Genomic DNA, 12,827 nt, shown 5'->3' on the forward strand with positions numbered 1-12,827 from the left:
TAGATTACGTTCTATTTTCAATATCAATAATTGTATCTATATCTATTTTTTTTTCTAAAAACTTATATTTCAATTTTTTAGAAACAAAATTATCAATTGTATTTTGAAGAACATTTTCTGTCCCCCACTTAATATTGATAAAAGGTAAATAAATATGCGATGACGTTATTTTTTCTGATAAACCAATAAGCCAATATCCTCCGTCATTGGATGGTCCTAAAATAAGATCATTTTGTTGAAGCTCTCTTAGGGTATTTAATATATCTTGATGGCATAAATCTGGAAGGTCAGTACCAATAAAAATAATATTTCTGATATTGTTTCTAGCACAAAATTTTTTGTTGATAATTATTTGCCTTTTCATTTTTTCTCCCAAACACCCTTTGCCCTGTAAATTAAATTTTTTGATACCTAATTCTCTAGACCATTTTCTACAATTACTAACCCCCAAACCAGATATGGCAATAGAAATATCGATTAGTTTATTTCCTTGGAGAAATTTTGCGACTGAAATAGTGTGTTTGGTCATCACACTTTGTACTTTTGCAGAATTACTTTTACCTATATCTTTGGATAATCTTGTTTTGCATCTTCCAAAACCATGCCATTTTGCCATGATAATAAGTAATGCTTTATCCAATACTTTAGTGAGATTTAAAATAATTATATGCCTAAAAAAAAATATAAAATTTATCTTTATAAAGATAGTTGATGCTTTGTTAAGTAATTTTAAATTTGTCGTGATCTTGTGATTTGATAATGGCCAATTATTAAATTCCAACTAGATTAATAATCTAGATAATAAAACTTTGCAAGCAACAAATCCTATTTGGGCGGAAGTTCAACAATTACTCCAAAAAACTTTAAGTAAGCCTTCATTTGAGACATGGATAAGGCCTGCTAAATTTAACTGTTTTGAAAATGGCCTATTGACCTTAATCGCTCCAAATACATTTTCCAGTGATTGGTTAAGAAAGAATTATTGTGAAACTATTGAAAAAGCTGCAAAAGAAATCTGCGGCCATGATGTAAAAGTTGTTTTTAAATCTGAAACAAATACTACCAGCGATTTAATAAATGAAGAAAAACCTAACGAACAGAACAGTAATCATAAAATAAGATCTTTTTCTAGTATTAACCAAAATAATCCTTCAAAAAGTCAATTCAAAAATCCTAATGGTTTAAATTTACGTTACGTATTTAAAAGATTTGTTGTAGGTCCAAATAGTAGGTTGGCTCACGCCGCAGCTTTAGCAGTTGCCGAATCTCCTGGGAGAGAATTCAATCCATTATTTATATGCGGAGGAGTAGGTCTTGGTAAGACTCATTTAATGCAAGCAATAGGCCATTATCGAGTAGAAATAGATCCAGAAGCAAAAGTTAAATATGTATCCACCGAAACTTTTACTAACGATGTTATTAGTGGTATTCGTAGAGATGGAATGACTGCTATTCGAGATAAATATAGAAATGTAGATTTGATTTTAATAGACGATATACAGTTCTTAGAAGGCAAAGAGTATACACAGGAAGAATTCTTTCATACTTTTAACGCTCTTCATGAATCTGGAAGTCAAATAGTTATTGCAAGTGATAGACCCCCAAATCAATTGTCGGGAATTCAAGAGAGATTAATTTCTAGGTTCTCAATGGGGATGACTGCAGATATTCAACCACCTGACCTTGAGACGAGGACGGCCATTCTTCAAAAAAAGGCAGAACAAGAAAGCATGAGTCTTCCCAGAGATTTAATCCAATTTATAGCAGGAAGATTCACTTCCAATATTCGAGAATTGGAAGGAGCCTTTACTAGAGCTGTTGCATTTGCATCAATAACAGGCTTGCCAATGACAGTCCAATCAATTGCTCCAATGCTTGATCCGAATAGTGTTGGAGTAGTTGTTACTCCAAAACAAGTTATTAAAAAAGTGTCAGATTTCTTTAAAGTTTCTACTGATGAATTGATTAGTTCAAGTAGGAGAAAACCAGTAAGTCAAGCTAGGCAAATAGGCATGTATCTTATGCGACATGGAACAAATCTAAGCTTACCAAGAATTGGAGATGAGTTTGGGGGGAAAGACCATACAACAGTTATGTATGCTATTGAACAAGTTGAAAAAAAATTGTCTATTGATCCTAATATTGCAAGTCAAGTTCAAAAAATAAGGGATTTACTTCAAATAGATTCAAGAAAAAATTTATAATTTTTACTGTTAATCAGAAGTAAAATTTCTAGGATCTTGATCATATCTATGCCGGAAAGGTATCTTATCTATTTCATTGATATCACTAAGAGATTCAATTTTATTTAATGATTTCCTTAATAACCTTGCTGAAATAATTGGCATATCTCTTGGAACTGAGATCCTATTTTTTAAGTATCTTAGAGAGATTCCTGAAAGTTTTTTAGGGATCAATACTTCTCCTGTTATCATATGAGTCAAAGCTGATCTCAATGATTCCTCAAAGGATTCTTTATTGTATGGGTTTACTTTTATTAAATTGTCTTTATGCTTAATTACTCTTTTAAGAGCAATTTTTGCGAAATATTTTGAATCATAATTTTTATTTAATTCATAACTACCTAGACCCTCCCCGGTATCTATTAGCTTAGAAAAAGTAATCTGTTGTTCATTGCTTTCTTTATAACATCCTCCCATTTGTGGGGGTAGATCATGAGAGTGAGTATGAAAATCTCCTTGAGTGCCTCTATAAGCACTTGTCCCTTCAAAAAGAGTAAGCCAGTTATCTACATGACAGTAATTAGATCTTAAATTAAACCCTTTAAAATAAATCAGTGAGGCATTTATTCTCTCCATATAGGGAATAAAAATTATATCTCCAACACCAGGCTCTACATCACCTGTATTAGATACTGATGGATCAACAAAACCTGATTTTGATCTGCTCAAGATTTCATCGAGTTTTGAAATGGATTCTTTAAATCTTTTTTTTCTTAAAGAATTATCTATAAAATTTGAGCTTTCTCGGCAGAGCCAATTACACCAGGACCTGAAAATTTCTCTTTCCAATTTTCTAATATTGAGAAGGTGACTAGATGTTATAAAAGATCCTAGTGCTCCAAATTTATTTTCTAAAAAAGCTATTATATCGTCGCTTTCTGTTATAACTTGCCCTTTAAATTCAATTGCAGGTAATTTCCCCGATCTTACTTTTTCAAGGAACCAACTTTCTTTTTGACCGTAGCAAAACATGTTTATTTTTTTGACTCTGTATGGAATTCTCTTGAATTCAAGCCATAACCATATCTTCTGACAGTAAGGACACCAAGAATGCCTATCCCTATAAAGGGTAACTAATACATCATTTTCACTATGCCCAAATAATCTTAAATTTGCGTAGGAATTATTTATACCATGAACTCTATCAAGATCTTCAACTTCAAATTTATTTAAATCATCCCATGTCAAAATCCCATTCATTATCCAAATTAAGGTTATAAACTAACGTTATAATAGTTGATTAAAAAAAGTCTTGAAATTTGAATTTGATTTAATTGTTGTTGGCGCTGGATCTGGAGGTCTCGCGGCGGCTAAACGTGCGGCTAGTTATGGAGCAAAAGTCGCAATCATAGAAGTAAATCAAATAGGAGGAACTTGTGTGATAAGGGGATGTGTTCCTAAAAAATTGATGGTTTATGCAGCTAAAAGTAAAAAAAATATGGATTCTTCTGAAGGATATGGATTAAAAAATGAAGGTATTAATTTTGAATCGAATATTTTATTGAAGAATGTTAGAGAGGAGGTCTCTAGATTAAGTAATTTACATAGAAATTCTTTAAAAAAATTGAAGGTAACTGTTTTTGAGGGCTTAGGAAGATTTACGACTCAAAATGAATTAGAAATTATTTGTCCAAAAACTAAGAAAATTAAAAATAAAATAAGTTCCAAAAAAATTCTTATTTCAGTTGGAGGTAAACCAAAGAAATTAAATATTCCCGGGGTAGATTTGGCATGGACTAGTGATGATATTTTTGAATTAGAAAAGTTTCCCAAATCAATATTAATAGTAGGAGGAGGATATATTGCTTGTGAATTTGCTTCTATTTTTAGAAATTTAGGTACTGAAGTTACTCAATTAATTAGAGGTCAACATTTACTTAATGGTTTTGATGAGGATCTTTCTTCATGCCTAGAGGAATCAACTACTTTTACTGAAATCAATATAATATCTAATACTGAATTAAAGTCCATCAACAGAGTAAATGGAAATTTGGAATCTACCCTAGACTCGGGGGATAAACTCCTAACTAATAATATTCTTATTGCTACAGGAAGAGAACCAAATCTTTTGCCTCTAAATTTAGATTTTCTAAATCTAAAAATGGATGGCCAATATTTAGATGTTAATGAACTTAATCAAACAAGCAACGCAAATATTTTTGCAGTTGGCGATATCATCAATAAACCAAATTTAACTCCAGTAGCAATAGAACAAGGGAGGGTTTTTTCGGATAATTTTTTTAATGACAAAAAAAGAAGAGTAAATTATGAATATATCCCTAAGGCCGTTTTTACCATTCCTGAAATTTCAACAGTTGGCTTAAGTGAGAAAAGAGCTAAAGAGATTTACTCTGAAAAAAATATAAAAGTTTTCAAATGTAAATTTACACCTATGTCTAATACCTTTAGAAAGAATAAATCAAAATGTATGTTGAAGATTGTAGTTCATAAGTTAACTGACAAAGTCCTAGGATGTCATATGTTTGGAGAAACATCATCTGAGATTATTCAAATGGTATCAATTTCATTAAATGCAGGGATAACAAAAAAAGACTTTGATATTACTATGGCTTTGCATCCAACTATCTCAGAAGAATTTGTGACTATGTATGGATAAAATTATGAATTAGAAAATTTTAATTTTTCTTGAACAATAAGAAACACTATAAGTAATGCAAAGTAAATAAAAAAACCTATCCTTAATTCAGAAAGGAAGTTAAATCTACACAGGAAAAGTATCTTATCGAGAATGTAGAAAATATAAAGATTAAGCAAAATAAATCCTTCAATTCTGGTAATTTTCCCTTTGCTCCAAAAAATTGGTAAACATGCAAAGGTAGTTAAAACCATAAAAGGCAAGTCAACTTTTATTAGACTTTGTTCGATTACTAAACCTTTAAATCCTGAAAAAATACTGCAACTTCCAAGGATTAAAAGTTGATTGAGCAAATTGCTTCCTATTACATTACCAATAGCAAGATCTGTTTTGCCTTTAAATGCAGCAATTATTGAAGTTACTAATTCTGGTAAAGATGTTCCAGTGGCGACGATAGTTAAACCTATAACAATTTCATTTACACCCAAAAGAGTAGCAAGCTTTTGAGAACCATTTACTAAAATATTTGAACCAAAGCTTAAAAGAAATATTCCTAATATTAACTTCAATAAAATATTTAGCTTCCCTTTATAGTTATCTTTTAATTCTTTTATCTCTGGTTCAGCATCTTTTGTCTCCTCTCCTTTCTCATTAATGGTATTGATTTCCCATATTGTATTTAAGATTAAACAAAATATTAGAAATATCCCTGCTTGCAATGTTAATAAGCCTGTTGATGACATCGCCCAAACTGCACAAGAAATTGCCATTAAAAGAGGCACATCTCTTCTGACTATTCTGCTTTTTACCTTAAGAGGTTTTATCAATGAGCTTATACCCAAAACAACGAGAACATTAAAAATATTGCTTCCAATTACATTGCTTGCCGCAAGCGAGTCACTGCCTTTTAAAATTGAGCTTAAACTTACTAACAACTCAGGAGAGCTTGTTCCAAGAGAAACAACTGTTAACCCAATTACTATTTGAGGTATTCCTAAAATTAAAGATAGAAATATGGCTCCTTGAACAAAGAACTCTCCTCCAGCAAAAAGTAGAACTACGCCTAAAACTATTTCTATTATTGGAAATAAAAAATCACTCATATTTAGGCTTTTATTTAGATAATAAAAAATTTCATAATTGGTATATAACTATCCTCGAATATCTATAATTTATTGTCAATTTTAATTTGCTGTTAAAATTGATTAAATAGAAAAAATTTTGAAGACTTTAACCATAATAAAACCTGATGATTGGCATTTGCATTTAAGAGAAGGTCTTGTATTACAAAATATCATTCATTTTACTTCAGACTATTTTGGAAGAGCCATTGTCATGCCAAATACCAAAAGTCCCATAATATCAATCAATAGCGCTATTTCTTATAAGAAATCTATTGTTGAAGCGTTACCAGAAAGTTCTAAGTTTGAACCACTTATGACAATCTATCTTACAGATGAGACTGATAAAGAGGAACTAATAAATGGTTTTAAAAATAATGTCTTTTTCGCAGCAAAATTGTATCCTGCCAATGCCACAACAAATTCTAGTCATGGAGTTAGGAAAATAGAAAATCTATATAAGATCTTTGAATTAATGCAAGATTCTGGAATGCCTCTTTTAATTCATGGGGAAGTGACTGATTCTGAAGTAGATATATTTGATAGAGAAGAAGTTTTTATAGATAAAGAACTCTCTCAAATAACTAAAAGATTTCCAAAATTAAAAATAGTTTTAGAACATATAACTACCTCTTATGCAGTGAATTTTGTTCAAGAAAATAATATTGGAGCTACTATTACTCCGCATCATTTACATATAAATAGAAATGCAATGTTTTTTGGAGGCTTAAATAGTGATTTTTACTGCTTACCAGTTGCTAAGAGGGAAAATAATAGACTCTCTTTAAGGAAAGCTGCCACAAGTGGGGAAAAATGTTTTTTCTTGGGAACTGACTCTGCTCCACATCTTAGGAAGTGGAAGGCTTTTTGTGGATGTGCAGGTATTTTTAATTCGCCAGTAGCAATAGCTAGCTATCTAAAGGTATTCGAAGAGGAAGATGCTTTAAATAATTTTGAAAAGTTTGCAAGTTTGAATGGCCCTAATTTTTATAATGTACCCCCAAATAAAGAAAAATTAAAATTAGTTTATAGACCTAATAAAATTAAAGAGTTTATTGATGTTGTTGAAGAAAAAAATATCGTCGGAAAAATAAAACCATTTCATGCAGGTGAAACTTTACAATGGCAAGTAGAAGGAATAGTAAATTAAAAAATTAGATTTAATCTGACAATTAAAAGTGTAAATATTCCAATTTTTCTTGGTTAAATGGGTTGCTTTCGGCTACGATTAAATAGCGGAAATTCTAGAGGGAGTGTGGCGGAATTGGTAGACGCGCCGGACTTAAAATCCGTCGAGCGATTTAGCTCGTGGGGGTTCAAGTCCCCCCACTCCCATTATTTATTTTTAGTTCTGACGATAACTTCCAATAGTTGTTATGTTTTAACTAAGCAACCATAAATCAAAATGGAAAGTTTTTTCAATAATTCATTCGCTACTTTAATTGCTTATATTGGAATTATTTCTATCTATTTATTAGTTATTCCATTATTACTTTTTTACTGGATGAATAATAGATGGAATATTATGGGCAAATTTGAAAGATTAGGAATTTATGGTCTTGTATTCCTTTTCTTTCCAGGTTTAATTTTATTTTCTCCATTTTTAAATCTCAGACTAAAAGGAAGTGGTAAAGGGTAAATAATTGACTAAAGGTAAAGTTATACAAATAGGTTTATTTCTTTCATTAATAGGATTAATTAGTTATAAATTTGCACCGCAAATTGGTATCGACAATTTTACAGCTACTACACTCTCAAGTTGTATCTTAATTTTGATTGTTATTACTTGGGTAACATCTTATGTTTATAGAGTTGTAAATGGAAAAATGACGTTTATGGAACAAAGGAAGCGTTATAGAAAAGAGTATGAAAAAGTTGTTAATGATAAACTAGAAACCAAATTCAATGCATTGTCAAAGGAAGAGCAGCAAAAACTAATGGAAGATTTAGAGAAAAATCCATAAATTTTTCATAGAAAAAATCTAAAATCATGAAAGATAACAAAATGAAAATTTCTAAAAATGAATCTTTATCTAAGATAGATAAGAAGTTTTGTGAGTTAAAAAATAATAAAAAATTAGCTTTGATGCCCTTTATAATGGCTGGAGACCCCAATATTGAAATAACTTCTGAGATTCTATTAAAGTTACAAGAAAATGGAGCTGATCTTATTGAATTAGGTATCCCTTACAGTGATCCACTTGCAGACGGCCCTGTTATTCAAGTGGCGGCCTCTCGCGCCTTAAAGTCAGGTACTGACCTAAGAAAAGTAATTAAACTTTTAGAGTCTTTAAAAGGTAAATTAAATATTCCCATCATTCTTTTTTCTTACTTAAATCCATTACTATGTTTTGGCTTTGAAAATTTTTGTGAGATTGCATCTAATGCTGGAGTTTCTGGACTAATAGTTCCTGATCTACCTTTAGAGGAAGCTTATAAATTTTCTAAAATAGTTAGTTACCATTCTATGGACTTGATTTTATTAGTAGCTCCAACTACTCCATTTGAAAGAATGAAACAAATATCCAATCATACAAAAGGCTTTACTTATTTGGTAAGTGTTACAGGAGTCACTGGTGAGAGAAATAAAATGGAAAATAGAGTTGAAAATCTCATTGCTAAATTAAAAGATGTAAATAGCAATCCAATTGCTGTCGGTTTTGGGATATCCACGCCTGAACATGTTAATAAAGTTCGTGAGTGGGGAGCAGATGGCGTGATTATTGGGAGTGCATTTGTAAAACGAATTTCTACTTTAAGTGAAAAAGATGTCGTTTATCATGTTGGTGAATTTTGTAAAGAAATGCGTTCTGCTGCTGATCAAAAAGATAAATATAAAGATAATTTATTAACTAAAAAGATGTAACCAATTTAATTTTTGTTGTCTTTAAGATTCTTCTGTAGGTAATAATCTGATTTGTTTTCTTCCCAGCTTAATTTCGAATTCATCACCTGCTTTTAAATCAAGAAGTGCTGTATAGGCTTTCCCAATCAGAAGATTTCCATTGCCTTGAACTGTAGCTATATAACTAAGTTTTCTTCCACCTTTCCCAATACCTGTAACTCCAGAATCACCCAAGTTAACCCCTTTTGCTTCTAAAAGCGCTTCATAAAATGCGGTAAAATTTAAGCGTTCACCTCCGTTTTTCTTAGTGGAAACATATCCACAAGAACGAACTAAGTCAGATTTGCTAACATCACCAAGTTCTTTAACTTTTGCAAGGAGATCGCTACCAGTTAGCATAATTAATTAAAAGAAAGTTGTATTAAATAACATAGCAATTTGTGTGTAATATATGCAATTATTTAGAATATATTTATTCTATTATTTATCTTTTAAATGGAAAAGTTTGTAGTTTTTGGGAAGTATTGTGAAGATGCAATTATTAAAAGGGAACCATTTCGTGATCAACATCTAAATAGACTTAAAAATTTAAAAGATAGAGATATTTTAGTTACTTTAGGGCCAACAAAATGTACTAAATATTTGTTTGGAATTTTTAATGCAAATGATAAAAATGAGTTGAAAGATCTTATTGAGGAGGATATATATTGGGAAAAAGGTATATGGATTAAGTATGATATTTATCCCTGGATTCAGGCTTTCTAAATATGATTTATAAACATCTTTCGGTAATTATTAACTGTTAATTGAAAAAAGAATATATTTAAAAGAAAATATATAAAATTTTTGCATTAATAATTTCATTATTTATCTTATATAGGAATTAAAATGAATTTCTTTTAAAGGTTTAATATTCAAGCATTTATATTATTTGTAAAATATCTTTGTTAATAGAAAAGAATATTTTTAAATAAAATAAAGCATTTTAAATAATATCTATTCACTAGTGTCTTGATTCATTTGATTTACTAAAGAGTCAAGATCTAATTGATTATATGGCGGAGTTTGTTTTGTCTCTCGATAATCATTCTTGATATTGTTTAACCATTTTTGCTCAATCTTTATAAGATTTTTTGCAATGTTGAACATTCCACCTTTTTTATATAACTCTTTAATTTTGAGAATAATCTGAGACGTTCTACTCGATTTTATATTGAATTCATTTGCTAAGTCTTTTTGGTTAAATCCATGAGATTTCAACCAATCTTTAATAAAAGAGATGAGTTCTTTTTCTTCCTGTTGAGATAATTTACTCATTCAAAAAAAAGGGAATAACTTATTGAGCTTATTCTCTGCTTTTGCTCTTATCGAAGGAGTCATGTACTTGCTCCATATACTAAGTACTGCTGTGAGGGCTACAAAATCATCACTAAAACCAACTGATGGTATGAAGTCCGGGAAAAGATCAAATGGCATTATTAGATATGCTAACGCAGCCATTAATGAAACTCTTACTTGTGCTGGAGTATAAGGATCTAAAGCCAATTCCAAAACTTCTAGGGCAGGCTTGGCAATTGTTCTCCCAGCTTTAATAAGAATGTTGATAATGATATTCTCATCAAATGTTGAACTTTCTAAAACTTCGGCATCATATATTTTTTCTTGATTTTTGTAATTCTCTTTCATCTTTATAAACGAAATTTAAAATTTTTGGTCTTTAAAATTTTAGCTAATACTATCAACCAATCCATTTTGTATTCCCGTTTTTCTAAGTTTTCTTAAAGCACGTTGAACAACTTGTCGGCAATATTCTCTGCTACAGCTCATATGTCTAGCCACTTCAGCTAAAGTTCTCCATTCATTTGAGCCGTCTAAGCCAAATCTTAGGCTTACTATCTTTCTTTCTTTTTCAGTTAAATTTGCTTTATCTAATAACTTCCAAGCAGAGGCTGTCCTCTCGGCTAATTCAGCTAACTCCATTGGAGGAGTTTGATCACTTGGAAGAATATCAACTAACTCTGAAGGATCTGACTTTGATTTAACAGTACCTTGAAGACTGACAGTAATACTCCTCAATTCACAAGAGAGGAGTTCATCAATTTCCTCTTTAGTTATTTTCATTTCTTCAGCCAGTTCAGCGCTATTAGGAGGAATACCTTTAAGTTGCATAAGCTTTGATTTCGCTGATCTTAATTTTGTAAGTTTTTCATTTATATTCACTGGTATTCTAATGGTCCTACTTTGAGTTGATAATGCTCTATTTAATCCTTGCCTGATCCACCAATAAGCATAGGTGGAAAATCTGTGCCCCCTAGAGGGATCATATTTTTCTACAGCTCTTGTAAGGCCTAAAGTTCCCTCCTGAATTAAATCCAACAATTCTAATCCCTTCCCTTGATATCTTTTAGCAAGATTCACAACTAATCTTAAGTTGGCTGTTATCATCTCATTTTTTGCTTTTTCACCAATTCTGATCTTCTTTTTTTCATCTTCTGAATATTCACAAGCAGCGCCTTTACCACCTGCCTCTTGACATCTATTGACAAGCATTACCATCTCTTGGACTTTTCTGCCCATGGTGAGTTCTTTTTCGGGAGTCAAAAGTTGATGGCGACCAATTTCACCAAGAAAATCGCTTAATGAACTCACGATTTACCTCGTTGTGGATATATTTAACTTATAGTCAATTCAGTAATAAGCCATACATGTAATAATTAATTAATAATTAATTAATAATTAATTAACAATATATTAATTAGCTTATTAACATTTTTTTTAATATTTAGGTAAAAATTATAAATTCAAAATTTTAATTATTTATTTTTTTTCTTGATTCTAGAACTGCAAGTATATCTCTCCAATGAACTCCTTTATACATAAGGGCTACTTGCAGATGATAAATTAAATCAGCAGCTTCATTTGAGATTGAATTTTTATCATTATCTTTGCAAGCCATTATAAATTCTGCAGATTCCTCTCCAATTTTTTTCAGAATAGTATTACTGCCTTTTGTTAATAAATGATTTGTGTAACTTTTTTCTGATGGATTTATTGACCTTTCGTTAATTGTATTAAATAATTCGGAGCAAATATTTGAAAAGGGAGTTGTTTTTTTCTCTTTTTTATGATTTTGATTAATTTGGATTTCGTTGAAAAAACAACTTTTTTCCCCAGTGTGACATGCTCCTGAACCATTTTGTTCAATCAAAAGGATTAGCGCATCATTATCGCAGTCGAATCTTATCTCTTTGAGTATTTGGGTACTTCCGCTTGTAGCTCCTTTTCTCCAAATTTCTGATCTTGACCTGCTCCAGTAATGAACGTTTTTGGTTTCAAGTGTCATTGTCAACGATTCTTTGTTCATCCAAGCAAGCATAAGAATTGATCCGTCAAGCCAATCTTGTGCTATTGCAGGGATTAATCCATAATTATCAAAGCGTAGATCTTCTATCGAAAAATTAGTTGAATAAGTCATTATTTTCGTTATGTTAAATCCTACTAATTGTGTTTTATTAAAAATTATCCTAACAGTTAATTGATGTATATTCATTCTTTGAAATTTTCATGCAGCAAAAGTTACGAGGATTTTCCCTGTTCACACAGGCAATGGCGCCATGAAGGCCACTGCAGATTTGTGCATGGATATTCAAGATCATTCACCTTTTGGTTCACTGCAAAAAAGTTAGACCTAAATGGTTTTGTTGTGGATTTTTCAAGTCTAAAGCCTCTAGAAAATAGATTAAAGGATCAATTTGACCATACTTTTTTAGTAAATAAAGATGATCCTTTGTTGAATTACTGGGAAAAATTACATGACTTAGATGCTTTAGATCTAAGAATTATGGATAATGTTGGAATGGAGTTCACTTCTGAATTGATTTGGAGATGGGCTAATGAATACTTGCAGGACAAGGATAAGGGTAGAACCTGTTGTTGGAAAACAGAATCAAAAGAAAATAAATCTAATAAAGCAAGTTATGAGCAAATTCCTGATTGGTTCAAAACTTAGATTAAAGTTGGCA

Annotated in this window: 16 protein-coding genes and 1 tRNA gene; 9 read left to right on the top strand and 8 right to left on the bottom strand. The window is 30.9% G+C overall.

Going from position 1 to position 12,827, the window contains the following annotated elements:
- Positions 1 to 4 precede the first annotated feature (4 nt).
- Positions 5 to 616 carry a TIGR04282 family arsenosugar biosynthesis glycosyltransferase gene (locus HA141_RS03105; protein ID WP_209117904.1) on the bottom strand — a complete coding sequence of 204 codons (612 nt, stop codon included), beginning with the start codon at positions 614 to 616 and terminating at the stop codon, positions 5 to 7.
- A 193-nt stretch (positions 617 to 809) separates the two neighbouring features.
- Between HA141_RS03105 and dnaA the strand changes: the two genes are divergently transcribed.
- Complete coding sequence (gene dnaA / locus HA141_RS03110; RefSeq protein WP_209116801.1) at positions 810 to 2,204, top strand: chromosomal replication initiator protein DnaA; 1,395 nt, start codon at positions 810 to 812, stop codon at positions 2,202 to 2,204.
- 9 nt (positions 2,205 to 2,213) lie between these two features.
- Here dnaA and HA141_RS03115 read toward each other — a convergent pair whose 3' ends face one another.
- Positions 2,214 to 3,443 carry a glutathione S-transferase gene (locus HA141_RS03115; protein WP_209116803.1) on the bottom strand — a complete coding sequence of 410 codons (1,230 nt, stop codon included), beginning with the start codon at positions 3,441 to 3,443 and terminating at the stop codon, positions 2,214 to 2,216.
- Positions 3,444 to 3,495: 52 nt separating this feature from the next.
- Here HA141_RS03115 and gorA point away from each other — a divergent pair, with 52 nt between their 5' ends.
- Positions 3,496 to 4,860, top strand: coding sequence for a glutathione-disulfide reductase (gene gorA, locus HA141_RS03120; protein ID WP_209116805.1), 1,365 nt, complete (start codon positions 3,496 to 3,498; stop codon positions 4,858 to 4,860).
- Between the two features lie 2 nt (positions 4,861 to 4,862).
- Here gorA and HA141_RS03125 read toward each other — a convergent pair whose 3' ends face one another.
- Positions 4,863 to 5,942 (bottom strand): calcium/sodium antiporter, encoded by a 1,080-nt coding sequence (locus tag HA141_RS03125; RefSeq protein ID WP_209116807.1) that lies wholly within the window; start codon positions 5,940 to 5,942, stop codon positions 4,863 to 4,865.
- Positions 5,943 to 6,060: 118 nt separating this feature from the next.
- On the opposite strand from HA141_RS03125, the gene pyrC reads away from it, so the two are divergent.
- The 5 genes from pyrC to trpA all read left to right on the top strand — a co-directional run bounded on the left by pyrC (position 6,061) and on the right by trpA (position 8,826).
- Positions 6,061 to 7,110 carry a dihydroorotase gene (gene pyrC, locus HA141_RS03130; RefSeq protein WP_209116810.1) on the top strand — a complete coding sequence of 350 codons (1,050 nt, stop codon included), beginning with the start codon at positions 6,061 to 6,063 and terminating at the stop codon, positions 7,108 to 7,110.
- 99 nt (positions 7,111 to 7,209) lie between these two features.
- Positions 7,210 to 7,295: transfer RNA gene (locus tag HA141_RS03135), tRNA-Leu, on the top strand.
- Positions 7,296 to 7,365: 70 nt separating this feature from the next.
- Positions 7,366 to 7,599, top strand: a complete 234-nt coding sequence (gene ndhL / locus HA141_RS03140) for an NAD(P)H-quinone oxidoreductase subunit L (RefSeq protein WP_209109770.1) — start codon at positions 7,366 to 7,368, stop codon at positions 7,597 to 7,599.
- Between the two features lie 4 nt (positions 7,600 to 7,603).
- Positions 7,604 to 7,924 (top strand): DUF3007 family protein, encoded by a 321-nt coding sequence (locus HA141_RS03145; RefSeq protein WP_209116812.1) that lies wholly within the window; start codon positions 7,604 to 7,606, stop codon positions 7,922 to 7,924.
- Positions 7,925 to 7,950: 26 nt separating this feature from the next.
- Positions 7,951 to 8,826 carry a tryptophan synthase subunit alpha gene (gene trpA / locus HA141_RS03150; protein WP_209116814.1) on the top strand — a complete coding sequence of 292 codons (876 nt, stop codon included), beginning with the start codon at positions 7,951 to 7,953 and terminating at the stop codon, positions 8,824 to 8,826.
- Positions 8,827 to 8,847: 21 nt separating this feature from the next.
- Here trpA and HA141_RS03155 read toward each other — a convergent pair whose 3' ends face one another.
- Positions 8,848 to 9,204: an AbrB family transcriptional regulator gene (locus HA141_RS03155; RefSeq protein ID WP_209116816.1), complete on the bottom strand. Its 357-nt coding sequence runs from the start codon at positions 9,202 to 9,204 to the stop codon at positions 8,848 to 8,850.
- 96 nt (positions 9,205 to 9,300) lie between these two features.
- Here HA141_RS03155 and HA141_RS03160 point away from each other — a divergent pair, with 96 nt between their 5' ends.
- The gene (locus HA141_RS03160) at positions 9,301 to 9,570 is read left to right on the top strand and encodes a YciI family protein (RefSeq protein ID WP_209116818.1); all 270 of its coding nucleotides are present in this window, start codon (positions 9,301 to 9,303) and stop codon (positions 9,568 to 9,570) included.
- A 231-nt stretch (positions 9,571 to 9,801) separates the two neighbouring features.
- Here the strand turns inward: HA141_RS03160 and HA141_RS03165 are convergent, their stop codons facing one another.
- The 4 genes from HA141_RS03165 to hisIE all read right to left on the bottom strand — a co-directional run bounded on the left by HA141_RS03165 (position 9,802) and on the right by hisIE (position 12,280).
- The gene (locus HA141_RS03165; RefSeq protein WP_209116820.1) at positions 9,802 to 10,122 is read right to left on the bottom strand and encodes a hypothetical protein; all 321 of its coding nucleotides are present in this window, start codon (positions 10,120 to 10,122) and stop codon (positions 9,802 to 9,804) included.
- A complete protein-coding gene (locus tag HA141_RS03170) occupies positions 10,123 to 10,491 on the bottom strand; it encodes a YkvA family protein (protein ID WP_209116822.1) in 369 nt (122 codons plus the stop codon).
- Positions 10,492 to 10,530: 39 nt separating this feature from the next.
- A complete protein-coding gene (locus HA141_RS03175) occupies positions 10,531 to 11,454 on the bottom strand; it encodes a sigma-70 family RNA polymerase sigma factor (protein ID WP_209116824.1) in 924 nt (307 codons plus the stop codon).
- Positions 11,455 to 11,614: 160 nt separating this feature from the next.
- Entirely contained in the window at positions 11,615 to 12,280 is a 666-nt protein-coding gene (hisIE, locus tag HA141_RS03180; RefSeq protein ID WP_209116826.1) for a bifunctional phosphoribosyl-AMP cyclohydrolase/phosphoribosyl-ATP diphosphatase HisIE, read from the bottom strand.
- Between the two features lie 63 nt (positions 12,281 to 12,343).
- On the opposite strand from hisIE, the gene HA141_RS03185 reads away from it, so the two are divergent.
- Positions 12,344 to 12,814 (top strand): 6-carboxytetrahydropterin synthase, encoded by a 471-nt coding sequence (locus HA141_RS03185; protein WP_209116828.1) that lies wholly within the window; start codon positions 12,344 to 12,346, stop codon positions 12,812 to 12,814.
- Positions 12,815 to 12,827 lie beyond the last annotated feature (13 nt).

Origin of the sequence: Prochlorococcus marinus XMU1402, from assembly GCF_017696205.1 — a bacterium.
In the GTDB taxonomy this organism is placed as follows: domain Bacteria; phylum Cyanobacteriota; class Cyanobacteriia; order PCC-6307; family Cyanobiaceae; genus Prochlorococcus_A; species Prochlorococcus_A marinus_AC.